We start from the raw sequence: 19,761 nt of genomic DNA on the forward strand, positions 1-19,761 counted from the left end.
TTTCCCGTCACCGTACAGGAAGCACAAACGAAAATCCAGCCCCCGCCCCGGGGAGGGGAATGGGGCGCTCGCCCTCAGCGCAGGGCGCGGCCAGCCAGCGCCACGGCCGCGCGCAGGCCGAGCAGATAGCTCTCCACGCCAAAGCCCGCGATGCTGCCCGAAGAGACGCGGGCAAGCACGCTCTCGTGCCGGAAGGGCTCGCGCGCATGCACGTTGGACATGTGCACCTCGACCACGGGCACGGTGAGGATGGCGAGCGCGTCGGCGATGGCGTGGCTCGTGTGCGTCCAGGCGCCGGCATTGATGACCACGCCGGCCGTGCCGTCGTCGAGCGCGGCGTGGATGCGCTCAACCATGTCACCCTCGTGATTGGTCTGGAAAGTGGCAAGCCCGACGCCGAGCTCCGCGGCCAGGGCGGCGAGGGCCGCGTCGATGTCGGCAAGGGTGGCCGTGCCGTAGTGCGCCGGGTCGCGCCGGCCGAACATATTAAGGTTGACGCCGTGCAGGACAAGGATGGTCATGCGCCTCTCCTCGAGCTTAATTCTCCGCGATAAGGAGACGGAAATTCCTTCATTCCGTCTGGAGCGAAGCGGAAGACGGGTGCTGGTGCCGGAAGGATCCTAAAAAATAAGATTTTTTGCTGCTTGCAAGGAAGATAAAAATTTCCGTAGGGAGTATACTCAAGTACTCGACCAAGGAAATTTTTCTCTGACGCAGCAAGCAGCAAAAAGGCTGTTTTTGACGGATAATTTCGGCGTCACAGTTGCAGCGCAAGCGCGCACGGACGCAAAAAGCCTCTCCCCTCCCCGCCTCAGCGGGCCCCCAGTGCCGTCCCGAGCGCTTCGCGCGCCGCTTCCGGCAGCGCCTGCCCGGTCCAGATGCGGAACTGCGCGTCGGCCTGGCCGAAAAACATGGCAACGCCGTCGATGCAGCGCCGCCCGGCGCCCCTGGCCTCGCGTAAAAAGCGCGTCTCGGCCGGGTTGTACACGATGTCATAGGCGATGCCGCCCGCAACCCTGGGCGCCAGCGCAAAGTCATAGGGCGTCTCGCCCTCGTGCTTTCCGTGCATGCCGAGCGGTGTCGCATTGATGACAAGGCCCGCGGGCGCGGCATAGCGTTCGTCCCAGGCCACAGACGTGAAGCCGAAGCGCTCGGCGAGCTCGAGGTGCCGCTTGTTGCCGGGCGTGCAGACGCGCACCTGCCGGCAGCCCCGAAGGCGCAGGGCCGCTGCCACGGCGTGCGCGGCCCCGCCGGCGCCCAGCAAGAGCGCGTCCATGCGCTCCAGCGGCACGGCGGTGAGCGGCGCGAGAAAGCCGGCCACGTCGGTATTGTCGCCGCAGAGGGCATCCTCCTTCCAATAAAGCGTGTTGGCGGCGCCGGCCAGGGTGGCGGCCTCGCTCACCACGTCCAGAAAGGGCAGGATGGCCTGCTTGTGCGGGATGGTCACGGAACAGCCGCGGATATTCAGCAGGCGCACGGCGTCCATGAAGGTGCCGAGGCCCTCCGGCGGTATCTCCCAGCGCAAATACACGGCCGGGATGCCCAGGGCCCGGAAGCCCGTGTTGTGGACGAGCGGCGAAAGGCTCTGGGAAAGAGGCCAGCCGATGACGCCATAGAGCTGTTCGGGCAGCGGCGCTCCTGCCTGTGCGGATGCGTTCATGCGTGTTCCCCGTGATGTTGCCCCATTCATACGCCCCGGCGCGGGCCGTGGTCAATGCTCAAGGGGTGGGGCAAAAGGGGTGCCCAAAGGGTGCGCGGCCTCCCCTTGCAGTCGGCCGGACGCTGCGCTACAAGGCGGCATGAACGAAACTTCCGGCCTTGCGGCGCACGGGACGAGCTTCCCCGTCCGCCTCGCCTTCACGCGGCCCGGCGCGCGTGAGCTCTATGCCCCTGACGGCGGACTGCCCGCGCCGGCCACGGCCCATTCCGCCGGCATCGACCTGCGCGCCTGCCTCGATGTGCCGGAAACGCGCATCCCCGCGGGGGGGCGCCTCGCCGTTGCCACGGGCCTGAGCGTCCAGCCCCTTGCGCCCGGCTGGGCGGGCTTCGTCTATTCCCGCAGCGGCCTCGGCGCGCGCGACGGGCTCACCGTGGCGCAGGGCGTAGGCCTCATCGACCCGGACTATACGGGCGAGATCCGCGTCTTCCTCTTAAATACTTCCGGCGAGGAGCGCGTGCTCAGGCATGGCGAGCGCGTGGCGCAGCTCGTTTTTCAGCCCTACGCCCGCCCCGCATGGGAGGAAGTGCCCGAGCTCGCCCCCACCGGGCGCGGCGCCGGCGGCTTCGGCCACACCGGCCGCTAGTCCTTTCCCCAGTCTCACCAGCACGCGGCGCCGCCGCAAAGGAGTCTCCCATGTCGCACGCCTTCGACACCATCCGCGCAGAGGAAGAGCGCCTGCTGTGCCGCTCATACAGCCGCTACCCGCTGGCCATCGCGCGCGGCGAGGGCTCCCGCCTCTGGGACGTGGACGGGAAGGAATATACCGACCTGCTCGCCGGCATCGCCGTGGTGGGCCTCGGCCACTGCAATCCCGAGGTCAACGCCGCCCTTGAGGCCCAGGCGCGCAAGCTCTGGCATGTGAGCAACCTCTTCTACCAGCAGGAACAGCTCGACCTCGCCGAGCGCCTGCTCTCGACCACGCACCACAGCAAGGCCTTTTTCTGCAATTCCGGCGCCGAGGCAAACGAGGCCTGCATCAAGCTCGCCCGGCGCTACATGCGCAAGGTGAAACAGCGCGACGCCTACGAAATCATCACCCTCGAGGGCTGCTTCCATGGCCGCACCCTGGGCGCGCTCGCCGCCACGGGCCGCGAGAGCCTGTCGGACGGCTTCACGCCCTTGCCCGAAGGCTTCCGCCAGGTGCCGGCGGGCGACCTCGACGCGCTGGCCGCGGCCATGGGGCCGGCGACCGCCGCCGTGCTTGTGGAATGCGTGCAGGGCGAGGGCGGCGTTGTGCCCCTGCCGCAGGACTATTTGCGCGGCGTGGAGGCCCTCTGCCGCAAGCGGGATGTGCTCTTCCTCTGCGACGAGGTGCAGTGCGGCATGGGACGCACGGGCAAGTTCTGGGCCTTCCAGCATGCGGGCCTCACGCCCGACGCCATCAGCGTGGCCAAGTCGCTGGCCAACGGCCTGCCCATGGGCGCCATGCTCGCCACGGACGAAATGGCCCGCGGCTTCGAGGCCGGGAGCCACGCTACCACCTTTGGCGGCGGCGCGCTCACGAGCGCCGTGGCCGCGAAAGTGGTGGAGATCATGCTGCGCGACGGCCTCGCCGAGCGCGCGGGGCGCTTAGGCGCGGCCCTCATGGAGCGCTTGCGCGGCCTTCAGGAGCGCATGCCCGAAAAGATCCGCGAGGTGCGCGGCGTGGGCCTGATGATCGGAGTGGAGCTTGCGGGCGACGGCAAGCCCGTGTGGGAGGAGCTGCTGCGCCGCGGCTTCATCTGCAATCTCTCCCACGGCAGGACCCTGCGCCTTTTGCCGGCCCTCACCATCGAGGAAGTGCAGCTCGACAGTTTTGCCATCACGCTGGAGGACATCCTTTCCGGGCGCTGACCATGGCGTCTGCCAGCCTTTTATGAGCGCCCCGGGTCACTCAAGGCCCGGGGCGCTCATATTTTTTCCCGAAATAAACAACGGAAATACAACAACTTTCCATTTAAGTACCCGGGAATTTTTTCAAAGGGGGCTTGACGCAAAGCGCCGCGCCTTGTTACTAATTTCGCAAGCCATGCGCTCTTCGTTTTCGCGTCGGGGATCCGCAGGCGCCCGGGGGGGCGCGCCGTTCCCGGCATGAGCACGGCATAACTTCTTACGAGTGGAGGACACGTATGCCGACGTTTGTCGATCCGTCCAAATGCGACGGCTGCAAGGGTGGCGAAAAGACCGCCTGCATGTACATCTGCCCCAATGACCTCATGATCCTCGACCCCGAGGCCATGAGGGCCTACAACCAGGAGCCGGATGCCTGCTGGGAATGCTATTCCTGCGTGAAGATCTGCCCGCAGGGCGCCATCTCGGCCCGCCCCTACGCCGACTTCTGCCCCATGGGCGGCGTCTGTATTCCCCTGCGTTCGGCCGACTCCATCATGTGGACGGTGCAGTTCCGCAACGGCAGCGTGAAGCGCTTCAAGTTCCCCATCCGCACCACGCCGGAAGGCTCCATCAAGCCCTACGAGGGCAAGCCCGAGGGCGCCAACCTGGACGACGAGTGCCTCTTCACCGAGACCAAGCTCGCCGAGCCCCAGGCCCCCATCAAGAAGAAGTTTGACGTTCAGGAGGCCGACAAGACCTCCACCGTCATCGCCCACAGCAACTAGCCAGCCGCGCACGCGAGAAGGAGAATACGAAGATGCCGACGATTCCTGTTAACGAACCCGCCAAGGGCGTGCCGATTTCCGAACCCAGCGTCAAAACGCACGATGTCGACCTGCTCATCGTGGGCGGCGGCATGGGCGCGTGCGGCGTGGCCTATGAAGCCGTCCGCTGGGGCGACAAGCATGGCCTCAAGATCCTGCTCTGCGACAAGGCCGCCCTCGAGCGCTCCGGCGCCGTGGCCCAGGGCCTTTCCGCCATCAACACCTATCTGGGCGACAACACCCCCGACGACTATGTCCGCATGGTCCGCACCGACCTCATGGGCATCGTTCGCGAAGACCTCATCTTCGACGTGGGCCGGCATGTGGACGACAGCGTGCTGCTCTTCGAGGAGTGGGGCCTGCCCTGCTGGATCAAGGGCCCCGACGGCCACAACCTCAACGGCGCCCAGGCCAAGGCCAAGGGCATGAGCCTCGCCAAGGGCGACAAGCCCGTGCGCTCCGGCCGCTGGCAGATCATGATCAACGGCGAGTCCTACAAGTGCATCGTGGCCGAAGCGGCCAAGAACGCCCTTGGTGAAGACCGCATCATGGAGCGCATGTTCATCGTCAAGCTCCTGCTCGACAAGAACGTGCCCAACCGCATCGCCGGCGCCGTGGGCTTCAACCTGCGCGCCAACGAGGTGCACATCTTCCGCGCCAACGCCATCATGGTGGGCGCGGGCGGCGCCGTGAACGTGTACCGTCCCCGCTCCATGGGTGAGGGCATGGGCCGCGCCTGGTACCCGGTGTGGAACGCCGGCTCCACCTATTCGCTCTGCGCCCAGGTCGGCGCCGAGATGACCATGATGGAAAACCGCTTCGTCCCGGCCCGCTTCAAGGACGGCTACGGCCCGGTGGGCGCGTGGTTCCTGCTCTTCAAGGCCAAAGCCACCAACTCCCTCGGCCAGGACTACTGCGTGACCAACAAGGCCATGCTCAAGCCCTATGAGGACCGCGGCTACGCCAAGGGCAACGTCATCCCCACGTGCCTGCGCAACCACATGATGCTGCGTGAGATGCGCGAAGGCCGCGGCCCCATCTACATGGACACCAAGACCGCCCTCAACACCACCTTCGCCACCCTCAACGAAGAGCAGCAGAAGGACCTTGAGAGCGAGGCCTGGGAAGACTTCCTCGACATGTGCGTGGGCCAGGCCAACCTGTGGGCCTGCACCGACACGCTTCCCGAGGAGCGCGGCTCCGAGATCATGCCCACCGAGCCCTACCTGCTCGGCTCGCACTCCGGCTGCTGCGGCATCTGGGTCTCCGGCCCGGACGAAGACTGGGTGCCCGAGGAATACAAGGTCCGCGCCAGCAACGGCAAGGTCTACAACCGCATGACCACCGTCGAGGGCCTGTTCACCTGCGCCGACGGCGTGGGCGCCTCCGGCCACAAGTTCTCCTCCGGCTCGCACGCCGAGGGCCGCATCGCCGGCAAGCAGATGGTGCGCTTCTGCGTTGACCACAAGGACTTCCAGCCCACCATCAAGGAAACGGACGAAGAGCTGCGCAAGCTCGTCTACCGCCCCTATGACAACTACATGGCCGGCAAGGGCGTCTCCACCGACCCGGTGGTCAACCCGAGCTACATCGCGCCCAAGAACTTCATGATGCGGCTCATCAAGCACACGGACGAATACGGCGGCGGTGTGGCCACCTACTACACCACCTCCGACGCCATGCTGAAGACCGGCTTCCACCTGCTCGACATGCTGGAAGTGGACTCCGAGAAGCTGGCCGCCCGCGACCTGCACGAACTCCTGCGCTGCTGGGAGAACTACCACCGCCTGTGGACCGTGCGCCTGCACATGCAGCACATCGCCTTCCGCGAAGAGACCCGCTATCCGGGCTTCTACTACCGTGCTGACTGCCTCGGCCTCGACGACAGCAAGTGGAAGTGCTTCGTGAACTCGAAGTTCGATCCCAAGACCGGTGTGACCACCTTCTTCAAGAAGCCCTATATCCAGATCATCCCCGACTAGGGGCAAAACGCAACGCATCAGGGAGGGCGGCACGAGGCCGCCCTCCTCCGATGGAGGCGGCCCGGCGAAGCCGGGGCCGCCACGTTCGGCCGCGCGGCCGGACGCAAAGGCACGAAAATCGCTCGGTTAACGGCGCGGCAAAGCCGCAGCCTCCTCGCAATTTTCGGGGCCGCTGAAATCAGCGGCCCGGGGAGGGCGGCACGAGGCCGCCCTCCTTTCATCCGCTCCGGCCTCCGGGGCAGTTTCCGCGGCCAAGCCGCAAGCCGTGCGCCGCGCAACGCAGGAGGATCTCCAGGATGTCCAACGCCATTCTCGTCGTGGGCGGGGGCTTTTCGGGCCTCACCGCCGCCCTCGAAGCGGCGGAACTGGGCCACGACGTGTTTCTCGTGGAAAAATCGCCCTGGCTCGGCGGCCGGGTGGCCCAGCTCAGCAAATATTTCCCCAAACTCTGCCCGCCCTCCTGCGGTCTGGAGATCCAGTTCCAGCGCATCAGGAAGAACCCGCGCATCACCTGCCTGACGCTCGCCAAGGTGGTGGGCCTCTCCGGCAGGAAGGGCGACTATACCGCAAAAGTGCGCCTTTCGCCCCGGCACACGGCCCCGCATAACGTGGACTTCAGCCTCCTCGCCCAGACCCTCGACGGCGAGACGAAGAGCGAGTTCAACTTCGGCCTTTCCTCGCGCAAGGCGCTCTACAAGGCCATGCCCTTCGCGTATCCGGCCCGCTGGGTGCTCGACCCGGACACCCTCACCCGCGCGGACGCCGCGCGCGTGGCCGGCAACCGCTTCCTTGAGATCAACGAGGGCCCGCGCGAGATCGAGCTTTCCGTGGGCGCCATCGTGGTGGCCACCGGCTGGCAGCCCTACGGCATGGAGCATCTCGTCAATCTCGGCGGCGGCGACATCGNGAACTGCNTNAGCAACATGCAGATGGAGCGCCTGGCCTCCAGCTTCGGGCCCACGGGCGGCANGATCGTNCGCCCCTCCGACGGNCGNCAGCCGCTCTCGGTGGGCTTCGTGCAGTGCGCGGGCTCGCGCGACCAGAACCACCTGAACTACTGCTCCTATATCTGCTGNATGGCCACCTTCAAGCAGTGCCTCTACCTCGCCGANCAGGCGCCGCAGACGAAGGTCACGGTGTTCTACATCGACCTGCGCGCGCCCGGCCGCTATGTGAANGTGCTCGAGAAGGTGCAGCGGCTCCCCAACGTGACCTTCATCAAGGGCAAGGTGGCGGAAGCNCAGGCCATCGAGGGCGACCGCGTGCGCCTCATCGCCGAGGACGCGGTGCGCGGCGAAAAACTCGCCCTTGATTTCGACCTCGCCGTCCTGGCCACGGGCATGCAGCCCTCTCTNGCCGGCAAGGAGCTTCCCCTGCCGCTNCCGCTGGACGAGGACGGCTTCGTGGCCGGCGGCGAGGAGGCGGGCATCTTTGCCTGCGGCTGCGCGCGCATGCCGCTTGACGTGACGCGCTCGGCCCAGTCCGGCACAGCCGCCGCCCTGAAGGCGGTGCAAACGGTGAAAGGGAGGTAGGCGGCATGGCCGGCAAGATTGGCGTCTATTTTGATCAGTCCAACATCGGCGGCGGCCTGGACGCGGAGGCCCTGGCCCAGGGCGTGCGCGACAAGTGGGGCTCGCTCGCGGCCGTGGTCAAGGTCGTGCCCGTGCTCGCGGAGGCCGTGGACGGCATNANGGCCGACATCGCGGCCGAGGGCCTTGACGGGCTGCTGCTCTGCGGCGCCTCGCCGCGCGTGGACGCGGACCTCTACCGCTTCGCGCCCCATGACGGCACNNCCGTGCAGGTGGAGCACGTCAACCTGCGCGAGCAGTGCGTGCTCGCCTACCGCGACCCGGACGGCGCCTCCGTGCTGGGGCTGCCCCCCGGCGACGCGCCCGAGCTNCTGCGCCTCATGGCNACNGACTATGTGAACATGGGCATGGTGCGCCTTTCAAAGACCGAGACNCCGGAGCCCGCCACGGGCCCGGGCACGCGCCGCATCCTCGTCATCGGCGGCGGCTGGACGGGCATGCACGCGGCCATGGANGCCGCGGCCTCGGGCTATGAGGTCGTNCTCGTGGAAAAGTCCGACANGCTCGGCGGCGCGGCCAACAATATCCCGGTCTCCTCNCCNCTCGCCTCCCCGTGGACGGACAAGGAGCCCCTGGAGCTCNNNGAGCGCATCGCGCGCCTTGANTCCGAGCCNAANATCACCCGCCANCTCGAGGCCACGGTGACGAANCTCGANGGCCAGCCCGGCGAATTCAANGCCGANATCGCCACGCCGCAAGGCCCNGTNANNGTGGAGGTGGGCGCCGTGGTGCTCGCCACNGGCTGGACGCCGCTNGACGGCAAGTATCTCGAGCCCATGGGCTACGGCAGCCCNTCNGTNNTCCATGCNGGCCAGTTCGCCAAGATGCTCGTGGAGGGCAAGGTCACGGCCAGGCGCATCGCNTTCGTGCTCGACACCACCCTCGCCGAGCAGGCCTTCGGCGCAGGCGNGCTCGCCCGCGAGGCCGGGGACGGCGGCGTCTATGAGGCCGCNGACGCCCTCAAGGAGGACGAAGGCCAGAACGTGGAGAGCGACGGCGAAAACATGGACNCGCCCTACGTCAANGAAGATCTGGAGAGCATCCGCCACCTCCAGTANTCCAACGCCGTGAACAGCGTGGGCATGCTGCGNCAGGCCAACATCATCTGCGACAAGACGAACGACGCGGTGCAGGCCTTTGTCATCTACAAGAACATGGCCATCCCCGGCATCCTCGAGCGCTTNTACANGAAGATGCAGGACCGGCTCGGCNTNATGATGACCAAGGCCGACGTGACCGCCGTGAANGACCTCGGCGACCGNGTGGTGGTCTCCTGCGCCAACACNCTCCTCGGCATGGACTTCGACCTCGAGGTNGANCTNGTNGTNCTNCCCTGCGGCCTCGTGCCNACCACGGCGAAAGACCTCACGGTCAACTTCGATTACCGNCAGGGNCCGGACTTCCCGGANCTNGACCTCTTCGACGGCTTCGCCGANTCCAACTACATCTGCTTCCCCTATGAGACNAGGCGCACCGGCGTNTATGCNGCNGGCTGCGTGCGCCAGCCCATGACGCTGGACGCCTGCGCCGAGGACGCCTGCGGCGCGGTGCTCAAGGCCATCCAGTGCATCGAGGCGGCGGAACACGGCGTGGCCGTGCTGCCCCGCTCGGGCGACACCTCGCACCCGCTGTTCAACTTCGTGCGCTGCACCCAGTGCAAGCGCTGCACCGAGGAATGCCCCTTCGGCGCGCTCGACGACGACGAAAAGGGCACGCCCAAGCCCAACCCGGCGCGCTGCCGCCGCTGCGGCACCTGTTTCGGCGCCTGCCCGGAGCGCGTCATCTCCTTCGCCAACTACAGCATCGACCAGATCGGCTCCATGATCCGCGAGGTTCAGGTTCCCAAGGACTTCAAGAAGGAAGGCCCGCGCATCCTCATCCTCGCCTGCGAGAACGACGCCTACCCGGCTCTCGACATGGCCGGCCTGCGCGGCAAGTCGTGGAGCCCGTACTGCCGGGTCATCCCGGTGCGCTGCCTTGGCTCCGTCAACGCCATCTGGGTGTCGGACGCCATGAGCAAGGGCTTTGACGGCGTGCTGCTGCTCGGCTGCAAGTATGGCGACGACTACCAGTGCCACTTCGTCAAGGGTTCGGAGATCTGCGCCCGCCGGCGCGACAACATCGCCGAGACCCTGAGCCGCCTCGGTGTGGAGCCGGAGCGCGTGGACCAGCTCGAGGTGGCCATCGACGAATATGACAGGGTGCCGGACCTCATCGACGGCTTTGTCGCCCGCATCACGGCCCTTGGCCCCAACCCGTTCAAGGGCATGTAGGAGGAAGGTCTCATGGCGCAAATGACGCTGCACACCGATCCCGCCTTCACGCGGGAGCTCATGGAAGCAGGGGGTAGCGACCTCAAAAAGTGCTTCCAGTGCGCCACCTGTTCGGTGGCCTGCCCGCTCTCGCCGGAGGTGGCGCCCTATCCGCGCAAGGAAATGGTCTGGGCTTCGTGGGGCCTCAAGGAAAAGCTCGCGGCCGACGTTGACCTCTGGCTCTGCCACAATTGCGGCAACTGCTCCGACCTCTGCCCGCGCGGCGCCAAGCCCGCGGAAATGATGTCCGCGGCCCGCAACATGATCTACCGCGACCTCACGCCGCCCTCCATCGTGGGCAAGTGGATGAGCTCCTGCAAGGGGCTGCCCTGGCTCTTCGGCATCCCGGCTTTGCTCTGGCTCATCGTCTGGTGGATCCGCGCGGGCTTCAATGACGGCAACTGGTTCCCGCGGGCGGCCGACGGCCGCATCGTGTTCGGGCAGATCTTCTATGGCGACTATACCATCGACCCCATCTTCATGCTCACCTTCTTCGGGGCGCTCGCCATCCTCGCCTGGGGCTGCATGCGCCTGTGGCAGATGTTCAAGCCCAAGGGGGGCCTGCTCGTGCTCGGGCCGAAGAAGTGCTGGCTCCGCATTCTCTGGGACGTGCTCTTCGAGGAGGTCATCACTGGCCGCAAGTTCGACGACTGCCAGGACGGCCCGGCCACGGGCGTGCCCCAGGAGAGCCGGCGCGTGTCGCACACCATGCTCGTCTGGAGCTTCGCCATCCTGGCGCTCGTCACCACCATCGTGGCCATCGGTCACTGGGGCGGCAAGGTGCTGCCCTGCATCCTCATCGAAACGCCTATGCCGCTCACCTTCCCGGTGAAGGTGCTCGCCAATATCGGGGCCATCCTGCTGCTCGTGGCGCTGGCCCTGCTCACCTGGCGGCGCGCGCGGCTCAACCCCAAGTACCAGTCCTCCAGTTACTATGACTGGTACCTGCTCGGCATCATCTGGCTGGTGGCCGTGACCGGCATGTTCTCGCAGGTGTTCCGGCTCATGGATTGCATCCACTCCGCCTTCATCGTCTACTACCTGCATCTGGTCTTTGTCTGGATGCTCTTCGCCTATGCGCCGTGGTCCAAGCTCGGGCACTTCGTGTACCGGGTGGCGGCCATGGTCTATGTGCGGATGTACGGAAGAAGCTGACCCGCAGCCACGGCACGGGCACACACCAACGCAGTACCGATCTTCGAGGAGGAAGCCGCCATGGCTGATGATCGCAAAGTCTTTCCGCTGGAAACTGTTCTCGCCCTCGTGACGGGCAAGAAGGACGTGAACGTGCAGGAGCTCGCCGGCTTCATCACCGGCCGCTCCGTCACCTGCGCGGCCTGCGCCGCAGCCGTGGGCCCCTTCGCGGCCGCGTGGCTCGCGCGCTGGTATCCCAAATTCATGGACATGGACTGGGCCGAGGGCCAGGACTGGAGCGCCTTTGTGGCCAAGTGGCGCAAGGCCCTCGGCGACAATGTGTCGCTCACGCCCATGGACGGCCGCACCAGGGCTCTCGCCGCCGAGGCGCTGGACGCCATGGCCGAGGCCAATGCCGCCGCCACCCGCCAGAGCGAGGCCGTGGCGAAGCTCGAGGCCCGCGTGCGCGAGCTTGAGCCCTTCGAGGCCCATGCCCAGGCCGTGCAGAAAAAGTGCGACGAGCTCGAGGGCAAGCTCAAGGCCATGAAGACCGAGGTGGGCGGCCTCACCCGCCAGGTGGCCGAGTTCCAGGGCAAGGTGGCCGTGAACCACGACGAGCTCATGCAGACCATCAAGGACGCCATCAAGGACGGCCTCAAGGGCATGGTGGTGGGCGGCGCTGCCGCCGCTGCCGGCACCGGCGGCGAGACAGTGGCCGAAGTGCAGGAGGAGGCCGCCTCAAGCGTGCCCGAGGAATTCGGCTTCGGCACCTCCGGGGCCAATGCCGACGGCTTCGGCTTCTAGGTTTTCGGCACAGCGCCTGTTTCACGAGGCCCCGGCATTGCCGGGGCCTTCGTTTTTGGCTGTGCCCGTCGCGGGGCGACCCTGCGGCACCGCCGGAAGGGCCGCAAGCCCGAAAAGCCGCCAGCACTCCCCGGCCCCGGGCCTTCTTGACTTCTCTTTCGCGCCCTATAAAAATACCCGAGACCGTTTCCAGAGAATTTCCAGAGTGCGCCCAGGGCCCGCTCTGCCGCGTCCCGGCGACGCGGGCGGCCACTCCCAAGGGGTGTGTATGCGGAACACCACACACGCCGCATCTGCCGGCACACACGGCAAGCACCGGCTCCTCGGGGCGGTGGCTCTGCTGTTCCTGCTCGCGGGCCTCGTGCTTCCCTCCCCCTCGGCCGCCGCTGACCTGAGCTTTAGCCGCGCGCGCGAACAGTTGCAGGAGCGGAGCAACGCCCTCAAGGCCTCGGCGGCCAATGTGGAGAGCAAGGAGCAGGCCGCGGATTCGCTCAAGTGGCTGCACGGCCCCACCATCGGCGTGGGCGCCGTGGAGATGTGGGGCGAGGCCAAGGTGGACGTTGACCGCTCGGTCTCCACGCCGCTCGGCTCCATGCCCCTTGACATCGAGGACACCTACAATTTCAGCGGCCCCCGCGCGGCCGTCACCGGCACCATGCCCATCTTCACCGGCGGCAAGATCGGCGCGGCGCAAAAAGCCGCCAAGTACGGCGCGGAAGAGGCCAAAGCGCAGCACCGTGAGCAGACCAACCAGCTCGACGCCGAGCTCGTCACCAAGTATTTCGGCCTCCAGCTCGCGCTCTCCCTCCAGAAATTGCGCGAGGCCACGCTCGCCGAGCAAGACCGCGAGCTCGCCCGCGCCCGCTCGTTCGAGAAAGAGGGCATGGTGAGCCATGTGGAGGTGATGAGCGTCAAGGTGGCGCGCGACGCCGCCGAGCGCGAGCGCCTCAAGGCGCGCAACCATGTGCGCACGGCAAAGCTCGAGTTGCAGCGCCTGCTCCTTTCCGACACTCTCGGCACCCTGTCCACGCCGCTCTTTGTGCTCAAGAAGGGCCTTCCGCCCATGGAGACCTGGGTGGAGCAGGCCCTCAAAAACAATCCGCAGCTCGCCGCCGTGGAGGCCCGCGTCCAGCAGGCCGACCAGGGCGTCAACGCCAGCAAAAGCTCGTGGTTCCCGCAGGTCATGGCCTTCGGGCAGTATTATTTCGCCCATCCGCACCAGGCCGCCGCATGGCCCGAGTGGCTGGCCGGCCTTGGCGTGAACCTCACCCTCTGGGATTCGCGCGATCGCCTGGCGGACTACAAGAGCGCCCGGGCCACCCTGCGCGAGGCGCGCGCGGGCCAGGCCGAAGCCGTGAACGCGGTGAGGACGGCCACGGAGACCGCGTGGATCAACACCCAGAACGCGCGCGAGCAATATACCCTCACGGCCTCGGGCGTGGCGCTGGCGCGGGAAAACCTGAAACTCAAGAGCGAGGGCTTCGGCGAGGGGCTGTATACCGCGCTCGACGTGACCCAGGCCCGCGACCAGCTGCTCGCAGCCGAGGTGGAGCGCCGGGTGGCGGCCTTCCAGTTCGTGGTCAATTACGCCCTGCTACACCTCGTTTCCGGCAACATGCCGGACTTCATGAACGCCTGCACCGCAACCGACATCATCCGGGAAAACTGAGCATGAGCGACACACAAGAGCACGCCGCGGCCAAGGCGCGCGGCGGCAAGCTGGGCCTCGTCCTGCTGCTGGCCACCGTGGCCTGCGTGGGCATCTTCGTCATCTGGGGCGTATGGCGCGCGGCCTTTCCGCCGTTGCCCCCCTTTCAGGGCCAGATGGAAGGCCGCACCATCAGCATCTCCTCGAAAGTGCCGGGCCGCGTGAAGGAAGTGCTCGTGGAGGCCGGCGAGAGCGTGCGGGCCGGGCAGGTGGTGGCGCGCATGCACCTGCCCGAAATAGAAGCCAAGCTCGCCGAGGCGCGTGCGCGCGACCGCGCTGCCGAGGCGCAGCAGAGCATGGTGGACGAGGGCCTGCGCCCGCAGGAAAAGCAAGCCGCCCACGCGGAATGGGAGCGCGCCCAGGCCGCCGCCGACCTCGACCGCAAGACCTATGACCGCATCGCGGCGCTGTTCCGGGACGGGCTCGTCTCGCGCGAGCGCCATGACGAGGCCCGCGCCAGAATGCTCGCCAGCGCCGACCAGGCGGCCGCCGCGAAACAGGCCTATGACCTCGCGCAGGCCGGCTCGCGCCCGCAGGAGAAGGCGGCCGCCAGCGCCGAGACCAGCGAGGCCGCGGCCGTGGTCAGCGAGGTGGCGTCGCTCGCGGACGATGTGGAGCTCAAGGCGCCGCACGCGGGCGAGGTGGACAAGGTGGTGCTGGTGGCGGGCGAGCTCGCGGGCGCGGGCTTCCCGGTGCTCACGGTGGTCAACCTCGACGACCAGTGGGCGAGCTTCAACATCCGGGAGGAGAGCCTGCCCGGCATCACCGTGGGCCATGTGTTCAAGGCCCGGGTGCCGGCCCTCGGGCGCGACGGCATCGATTTCAAGGTCTACTACATCAGCCCGCGCGCCAGCTACGCCACCTGGCGCAGCACCCGCGAGGACTCGGGCTATGACATGAAGACCTTCGAGGTGCGCGCGAGGCCCGTGGAAAAGATCGAAGGCCTGAGGCCCGGCATGACCGTGCTGGTGGACAGGGAGCGATGACCGCCTTGCGCCGCTGGTTCGCCGGCGTCTTTGGCTCCATGGGACGCGAATGCCGGGAGTGGGCCGGCAATGCCCGGGAAGTGATCTTCTGCAATATCATGCCCCTTGTGTGGATGCTCATCGTCTGGGGCCTGCTCGGGCAGGGTATCATGACCAGGGTGCCCGTGGCGCTGGTGGACGAGGACAAAAGCTCCGCCTCGCGCGAGGTCATCCGCGCGCTCGACGCCAACCGGGCCCTCGGGCTCGAAAGCTACGAGAACAGCATCGGGGCGCTGGCGGCCATGCGCCAGGGCGCGGTCTACGGGGTCATCGTCATCCCGGCGGGCTACATGCGCGACGAGCTTTCCGGCGCCGGGGGCACCGTTGTCATCCATACGGACGAAAACCGCTATGCCGTGGGCGGCACCTTCGCCATCGAGACGGCCGCGGTCATGGACGGCCTCTCGCAGGAGCGCACGGCGCAAAAGCTCCTCCGGGCGGGCGCGGGCCCCACTGGCGCCGAACGCATCCTTTCCCTCGTGCACCCCGATTTTTACCGGCTCGCCAACATGGGCTCGAGCTTCCTCATCTTTCTCTCTTCCACGCTCATCCCGGGGCTGATCATCATCGGCGCCACCTTCGCCTTCATGACCGCCATCCTGCGCGAGATATGGAACCGCAGCGTGGCCGCGTGGCTGGCCTCGGCCGGCGGCAGCTTCGGCGCCGCCCTCGTGGGCAAGCTCACGCCGCACTACGTCTATTACTGCCTCGTCATCCTCTTCTATATCGCGCTCTTCAGCGGCTACGGCAGCTTCGCGCCGGCGGGCTCTGTCCTCACCTGGTTTTTCTGCGGCGCCGCGGCCGTGGCCGCCATCGCGGCCATGTGCGTGCTCATCACCGGCATTGCGCCCACCTGGCGGCTCGCGCTGGTGATTTCCGTGGGCTATGCGGCGCCGGCGCTGCCCTTCTCCGGCTTTTCCATCCCGCTTGACTCCATGGACGCGGGCGTGCGCTTTTACGCCGACTTTTTGCCGCTCACCTGGTATATCCGCGGCCAGTCGCAGGTCTGGGCGCTCGGCGCCGGGCTCGACGAGCTGGGCACAACCTTCCTCGCGCTGGCCTTGCTCTTCGTGGTGCCGCTCATCATCGGGCTGCCCTTTTTCCGCCGAAAATACGGGCGCTTCGCCGCCAGCGAGGAGGCGGGCCGGCCATGACGCCCGCACGCTGCTTCACCACGGCCTTGCGCCAGTGCTGCACCAACATGGCCTGCGCGCCGCTCTTCATGGCGGCCATCGTGCTCTATGCCGCCTATTATTGCTGGCCCTACATGGCGCAGCTCCCCGACCACATCCACTGCGCCATCGTGGACGCCGACGGCTCGCCGCTCTCGCGTGAGCTCGTCATGGAATTTCGCGCCACGCCTGACCTCAATATCCTGCAAGTGACGGAGAACCGGCAGGAGGCCATCCTGGCCATGAAGCGCGCCGAGGTCTCGGCCATCCTTGAGATCCCGCCCCATTTCGGGCGCGACGTGGCGGCCGCGGTGCCCACGGCCATCACCCTCACCGCGGACGGCGCCTACCTCGTGGGCGGGCGCATCTCCACGGCCGGGGCCAGCGGCCCGCTTGAGGCCGCGGCGAGCCGCGCCGTGGCCGCGTGGCTCCGCGCGCAGGGCGCCTCGGCCTCCGAGCTCGCCCGCATGGAGATGCAGGCGCCCGCGCTCGTCACCGTGGCGGCGTACAACACCATTTCCGGCTATCTCAATTTCGCGGTGCCCATCGTCTTTGTCATCGTGTTCCAGACGCTCATGTGCGCCGGCATGGGGATGCTGTTCAACGCCTGGTACATGGCCGCGGCGCGGCCGGCCGTGCTTGCGGCCGCGCTCGGCTCGCCGCTGTGCCTTTTCTGCGTGCAGATGTCGGTGTTCTTCCTCTGCCTGTTCTGGACCCTGTTCGTCGAGGGGCCGGTCTTCTATCTTCAGGGCATCAATTCCTTCCAGAATATCCCCGCCACGCTCGGCATGTGCGCGGCCTTCTCGCTGGCCGTGAGCTCGCTCGCCTGCCTGCTCTCGCTCCTGCTCGGGCCCACCCACTTCGTCATGCAGGCTGTGGTGCTTTCGGCGCTTCCCTGCGTGTTCATTTCCGGCAATCTCTGGCCCACGCAGAACATTCCCTTCTTTTTCCAGTGCCTTGGCTGGCTCTTCCCGAGCACGCCCGGCTCCTACGGCATCATCCGCGCCTCGCAGTGCGGCGCGGACGTGGCCGAGGCCGCGCCCTACATGGCGCACCTCCTGCTGCTGGCCGCAGTGTATTTCGTCCTCGCCTGCCTCGAGGCCCGGCGCCAGGCCAGGAAAGCGGCCCAAGAGGAGCAGGGCGCGCCCCACGCCGCCTGACGCGCCCGGCCTTTGACTTTTGCGGCGCCCGCGCTATGGTGCGCCAGCGCATCCCCCCTGAACCATCCCGGAGACCCCATGCCCGGCACCCTGGCCCCCTCGCTCTGCCGCCTCTATGACCGGCTGTATCACTTCTGGGAAGGCACGGCCACGCAGCGCCGCCTCGCCCTCGGCCTGCTCTGGATCTACCTGCTTACGCTGGGCGCGGTGGAGCTCGGGCGCCAGGGCCTCTTCCCTGCGTGGCTGCCCGCGCCGCCGGCGAGCCACTTCTGGTCCATCGAGCTCGCCTTCACGCTCATCCTCGTCATGGAGCTCTTAAGCCTCATCTTCGTGCTGCCGGCCTCGCTCTCGCGCTCCATGGGCAAGCAGTTCGAGATCCTGACCCTCATCCTGTTGCGCAACGCCTTCAAGGAGCTGCCGCAGTTCGGCGAGCCCGTGGAGATCGGCATGGGCAACCTCTTCCAGGTCGGCGAGATCGCGGCTTCCGCCGGCGCGGCGCTTCTGGTCTTCCTCTGCCTCGGCGTGTACCGGCACCTCCAGCAGGGGCGCAACTACATCCGGGACGAAAGCCGCCGCGAGGGCTATGTGCTCAGCAAGAAGCTCGTGGCGCTCATCCTGTTCGGCATCTTCGCCGCCATCGGCGTGGAGCATGTGTGGGCCTTCCTCGCGGGGCGGCCGGCGCCCGGGGGCTCAGGCTTTTTCGAGACCATCTACACCGTGCTCATCTTCGCCGACATCGCCATGGTGCTCATCGCGCAGCGCTATATGCCGAGCTATTTCGCGGTGTTCCGCAATTCCGGCTTTGTCATCGGCACGCTCCTCATGCGGCTTTCGCTCTCGGCGCCGCCCTATCTCTGTGCCGGGCTCGCCGTGTTCGCTGCGCTCTATGTGCTGGCGCTCACCTGGGGCATCGACCGCTTCGGCGCCACCTTCGCAGAGGAAGCGTCCGGGCGGCACTAGGGCGCGGACACGGCGCAACGCCCCACCTTGCCCCGGAGGGCAAATTCTGCCATACTGGTGCACCCGCCCGCCGGGGCCATCATCCACTTTCAGGAGTCGACCATGCTCAATCCCTCGCAATGCGTGCTCTACAGCGGCGGCGCCGCCGGTACGGAACAGTTTTTCGGCGCGCTCGCCGAAAGCTGGGGCATCGAGGAAGTCAACTACAGTTTTGAAGGCCACCAGATTGACCGCACTCGCGGCGTGCGCGTCCTCACCTCGGAAGAGCTCGGCCTCAAGGACGTGAGCCTGACCTATGTCTCCCGGCTCATGAACCGCGAGTACACGCGCGCCCCGCTGTTCCGCAAGGTGCTCCAGTCCATCTGCTGGCAGGTGAGCAGCGGCGACGAGGTCATCGTGGTGGGCGCCATCCAGCCCGACAACACGGTCAAGGGCGGCACCGGCTGGGGCGCGGAATTCGCCAAGATCTGCAACAAGCCCCTGCATGTCTTCGACCAGCCCCGCAGCGCCTGGTTCTTCTGGGACAAGGATGTCTGGACCGAAGTGGAAGCACCGGTCATCGAGCACCCCCACTTCGCAGCCACGGGCACGCGCTTTCTCGAAGACAACGGCCGCATCGCCATCCAGGACCTGTTCGCGCGTTCCTTCAAGCGCTAGGGACAATTGGGCGGATACTTACCGTCAGCGGCGCTTCCTTCGTCCGTCTGGAGCGAAGCGGAAGACGGGTGCTGGTGCCGGAAGAATCCTAAAAAATAAGATTTTTTGCTGCTGGCAACGAAGATAAAAATTTTCGACGGGAGTGTACTTAAGTACTCGACCGAGAAAATTTTTCTCTGAGGCAGCCAGCAGCAAAGCGGTAGCCGTTAGCAGGCTTTGCCTGCTTACGGATAGCGACAGCGGTGGCGTTGATTGGCTGGCGCGGTAGCTAACTGCTATCTCCATCCGTAGCTTCCTTCGTCGCAACGGCTGGAGCAAGGCTGTTTTTGACGGATAATTTCGGCAGTACAGATACAGCACAGACGCACATGCCCTCTCGCAAGCAATGCAATCACCAGACCCCGGAGCCATGATGCCGCCCGCCTTCAGCGCCGCCGAACGCGCGGCGCTCGCCATCGTGCAGGGGAACCTCCCCGACTCGCTCACCCCGTACGCGGACATCGCCGCGCAGACGGGCCTCACCGAGGCCGAGGTGCTCGCGCTGCTCACGCGCCTTAAGGAAAGCGGGGCCATCCGCCGTTTTGGCGCCAGCATCCGCCACCAGCGCACCGGCTGGACGCACAACGCCATGGTGGCCTGGGTCGCCAGCGAGGAGGAGGCCCGTGCCTGCGGCCCCATCGCGGCGCAGCATCCGCGCGTCTCCCACGCGTATTTTCGCCCGAGCCCGGCCGCGGACTGGCCCTATACCCTCTACACCATGGCCCACGGCCGCAGCGAGGCCGAATGCCTCGGCGTGGTGGACGACCTTCTGGCCGCGTGGCCCCTGCGGGAATACGCCATCCTGCGCAGCCTGAAGGAACTGAAAAAGACTTCCATGACCTATTTCGCCTGAGTGCCGGCAC

At 66.8% G+C, this 19,761-nt stretch carries 17 protein-coding genes; 15 read left to right on the forward strand and 2 right to left on the reverse strand.

All coding sequences use genetic code 11. The features are described from left to right. Positions 1–74: 74 nt before the first annotated feature. Positions 75–521 carry a type II 3-dehydroquinate dehydratase gene (gene aroQ / locus HDR50_RS07170; protein ID WP_291357298.1) on the reverse strand — a complete coding sequence of 149 codons (447 nt, stop codon included), beginning with the start codon at positions 519–521 and terminating at the stop codon, positions 75–77. A gap of 290 nt (positions 522–811) precedes the next feature. Next, the gene (locus HDR50_RS07175) at positions 812–1,660 is read right to left on the reverse strand and encodes a shikimate dehydrogenase (RefSeq protein WP_291357300.1); all 849 of its coding nucleotides are present in this window, start codon (positions 1,658–1,660) and stop codon (positions 812–814) included. A gap of 139 nt (positions 1,661–1,799) precedes the next feature. Here HDR50_RS07175 and dut point away from each other — a divergent pair, with 139 nt between their 5' ends. From dut to HDR50_RS07250, 15 genes are all read left to right on the forward strand, one after another. Further along, the gene (gene dut, locus HDR50_RS07180; protein ID WP_291357302.1) at positions 1,800–2,303 is read left to right on the forward strand and encodes a dUTP diphosphatase; all 504 of its coding nucleotides are present in this window, start codon (positions 1,800–1,802) and stop codon (positions 2,301–2,303) included. A gap of 50 nt (positions 2,304–2,353) precedes the next feature. Further along, positions 2,354–3,553, forward strand: a complete 1,200-nt coding sequence (locus HDR50_RS07185) for an aspartate aminotransferase family protein (RefSeq protein WP_291357304.1) — start codon at positions 2,354–2,356, stop codon at positions 3,551–3,553. Between the two features lie 275 nt (positions 3,554–3,828). Beyond that, positions 3,829–4,317: an adenylyl-sulfate reductase subunit beta gene (gene aprB / locus HDR50_RS07190; RefSeq protein WP_165078757.1), complete on the forward strand. Its 489-nt coding sequence runs from the start codon at positions 3,829–3,831 to the stop codon at positions 4,315–4,317. 32 nt (positions 4,318–4,349) lie between these two features. After that, positions 4,350–6,338, forward strand: a complete 1,989-nt coding sequence (gene aprA, locus HDR50_RS07195; RefSeq protein WP_291357307.1) for an adenylyl-sulfate reductase subunit alpha — start codon at positions 4,350–4,352, stop codon at positions 6,336–6,338. Positions 6,339–6,634: 296 nt separating this feature from the next. Continuing rightward, on the forward strand, positions 6,635–7,870 hold the full coding sequence (locus HDR50_RS07200; protein WP_291357309.1) for an FAD-dependent oxidoreductase: 1,236 nt from the start codon (positions 6,635–6,637) through the stop codon (positions 7,868–7,870). Between the two features lie 5 nt (positions 7,871–7,875). Next, the gene (locus HDR50_RS07205; RefSeq protein WP_291357311.1) at positions 7,876–10,200 is read left to right on the forward strand and encodes a hydrogenase iron-sulfur subunit; all 2,325 of its coding nucleotides are present in this window, start codon (positions 7,876–7,878) and stop codon (positions 10,198–10,200) included. Between the two features lie 12 nt (positions 10,201–10,212). Next, positions 10,213–11,394, forward strand: coding sequence for a quinone-interacting membrane-bound oxidoreductase complex subunit QmoC (qmoC, locus tag HDR50_RS07210; RefSeq protein ID WP_291357313.1), 1,182 nt, complete (start codon positions 10,213–10,215; stop codon positions 11,392–11,394). A 60-nt stretch (positions 11,395–11,454) separates the two neighbouring features. After that, positions 11,455–12,177, forward strand: a complete 723-nt coding sequence (locus HDR50_RS07215) for a hypothetical protein (protein WP_291357315.1) — start codon at positions 11,455–11,457, stop codon at positions 12,175–12,177. Positions 12,178–12,445: 268 nt separating this feature from the next. Continuing rightward, complete coding sequence (locus tag HDR50_RS07220) at positions 12,446–13,846, forward strand: TolC family protein (RefSeq protein WP_291357317.1); 1,401 nt, start codon at positions 12,446–12,448, stop codon at positions 13,844–13,846. Positions 13,847–13,848: 2 nt separating this feature from the next. Next, complete coding sequence (locus HDR50_RS07225) at positions 13,849–14,871, forward strand: efflux RND transporter periplasmic adaptor subunit (protein ID WP_291357319.1); 1,023 nt, start codon at positions 13,849–13,851, stop codon at positions 14,869–14,871. Beyond that, entirely contained in the window at positions 14,868–16,064 is a 1,197-nt protein-coding gene (locus HDR50_RS07230; RefSeq protein WP_291357321.1) for an ABC transporter permease, read from the forward strand. Before HDR50_RS07225 ends, HDR50_RS07230 begins: the two co-directional genes overlap by 4 nt. After that, positions 16,061–17,242 carry an ABC transporter permease gene (locus tag HDR50_RS07235; protein WP_291357323.1) on the forward strand — a complete coding sequence of 394 codons (1,182 nt, stop codon included), beginning with the start codon at positions 16,061–16,063 and terminating at the stop codon, positions 17,240–17,242. The genes HDR50_RS07230 and HDR50_RS07235 overlap by 4 nt, the downstream gene beginning before the upstream one ends. A 78-nt stretch (positions 17,243–17,320) precedes the next feature. Further along, a complete protein-coding gene (locus HDR50_RS07240) occupies positions 17,321–18,202 on the forward strand; it encodes a hypothetical protein (RefSeq protein ID WP_291357325.1) in 882 nt (293 codons plus the stop codon). 102 nt (positions 18,203–18,304) lie between these two features. After that, entirely contained in the window at positions 18,305–18,859 is a 555-nt protein-coding gene (locus tag HDR50_RS07245) for a hypothetical protein (RefSeq protein WP_165078746.1), read from the forward strand. A gap of 412 nt (positions 18,860–19,271) precedes the next feature. Beyond that, positions 19,272–19,751 carry an Lrp/AsnC family transcriptional regulator gene (locus HDR50_RS07250; protein WP_291357327.1) on the forward strand — a complete coding sequence of 160 codons (480 nt, stop codon included), beginning with the start codon at positions 19,272–19,274 and terminating at the stop codon, positions 19,749–19,751. The last annotated feature ends 10 nt before the right edge of the window (positions 19,752–19,761 follow it).

Source organism: Desulfovibrio sp. (assembly GCF_014803725.1).
GTDB lineage: Bacteria > Desulfobacterota > Desulfovibrionia > Desulfovibrionales > Desulfovibrionaceae > Desulfovibrio.

What these genes read in the sequence shown, in the direction of transcription:
- aprA (WP_291357307.1), top strand. Translation starts at nt 4,350, where the DNA reads ATGCCGACGATTCCTGTTAACGAACCCGCCAAGGGCGTGCCGATTTCC.
- HDR50_RS07185 (WP_291357304.1), top strand. Translation starts at nt 2,354, where the DNA reads ATGTCGCACGCCTTCGACACCATCCGCGCAGAGGAAGAGCGCCTGCTG.
- dut (WP_291357302.1), top strand. Translation starts at nt 1,800, where the DNA reads ATGAACGAAACTTCCGGCCTTGCGGCGCACGGGACGAGCTTCCCCGTC.
- HDR50_RS07220 (WP_291357317.1), top strand. Translation starts at nt 12,446, where the DNA reads ATGCGGAACACCACACACGCCGCATCTGCCGGCACACACGGCAAGCAC.
- HDR50_RS07230 (WP_291357321.1), top strand. Translation starts at nt 14,868, where the DNA reads ATGACCGCCTTGCGCCGCTGGTTCGCCGGCGTCTTTGGCTCCATGGGA.
- HDR50_RS07235 (WP_291357323.1), top strand. Translation starts at nt 16,061, where the DNA reads ATGACGCCCGCACGCTGCTTCACCACGGCCTTGCGCCAGTGCTGCACC.
- HDR50_RS07250 (WP_291357327.1), top strand. Translation starts at nt 19,272, where the DNA reads ATGCCGCCCGCCTTCAGCGCCGCCGAACGCGCGGCGCTCGCCATCGTG.
- HDR50_RS07215 (WP_291357315.1), top strand. Translation starts at nt 11,455, where the DNA reads ATGGCTGATGATCGCAAAGTCTTTCCGCTGGAAACTGTTCTCGCCCTC.
- HDR50_RS07245 (WP_165078746.1), top strand. Translation starts at nt 18,305, where the DNA reads ATGCTCAATCCCTCGCAATGCGTGCTCTACAGCGGCGGCGCCGCCGGT.
- aprB (WP_165078757.1), top strand. Translation starts at nt 3,829, where the DNA reads ATGCCGACGTTTGTCGATCCGTCCAAATGCGACGGCTGCAAGGGTGGC.
- HDR50_RS07225 (WP_291357319.1), top strand. Translation starts at nt 13,849, where the DNA reads ATGAGCGACACACAAGAGCACGCCGCGGCCAAGGCGCGCGGCGGCAAG.
- aroQ (WP_291357298.1), bottom strand. Translation starts at nt 521, where the DNA reads ATGACCATCCTTGTCCTGCACGGCGTCAACCTTAATATGTTCGGCCGG.
- HDR50_RS07175 (WP_291357300.1), bottom strand. Translation starts at nt 1,660, where the DNA reads ATGAACGCATCCGCACAGGCAGGAGCGCCGCTGCCCGAACAGCTCTAT.
- HDR50_RS07240 (WP_291357325.1), top strand. Translation starts at nt 17,321, where the DNA reads ATGCCCGGCACCCTGGCCCCCTCGCTCTGCCGCCTCTATGACCGGCTG.
- qmoC (WP_291357313.1), top strand. Translation starts at nt 10,213, where the DNA reads ATGGCGCAAATGACGCTGCACACCGATCCCGCCTTCACGCGGGAGCTC.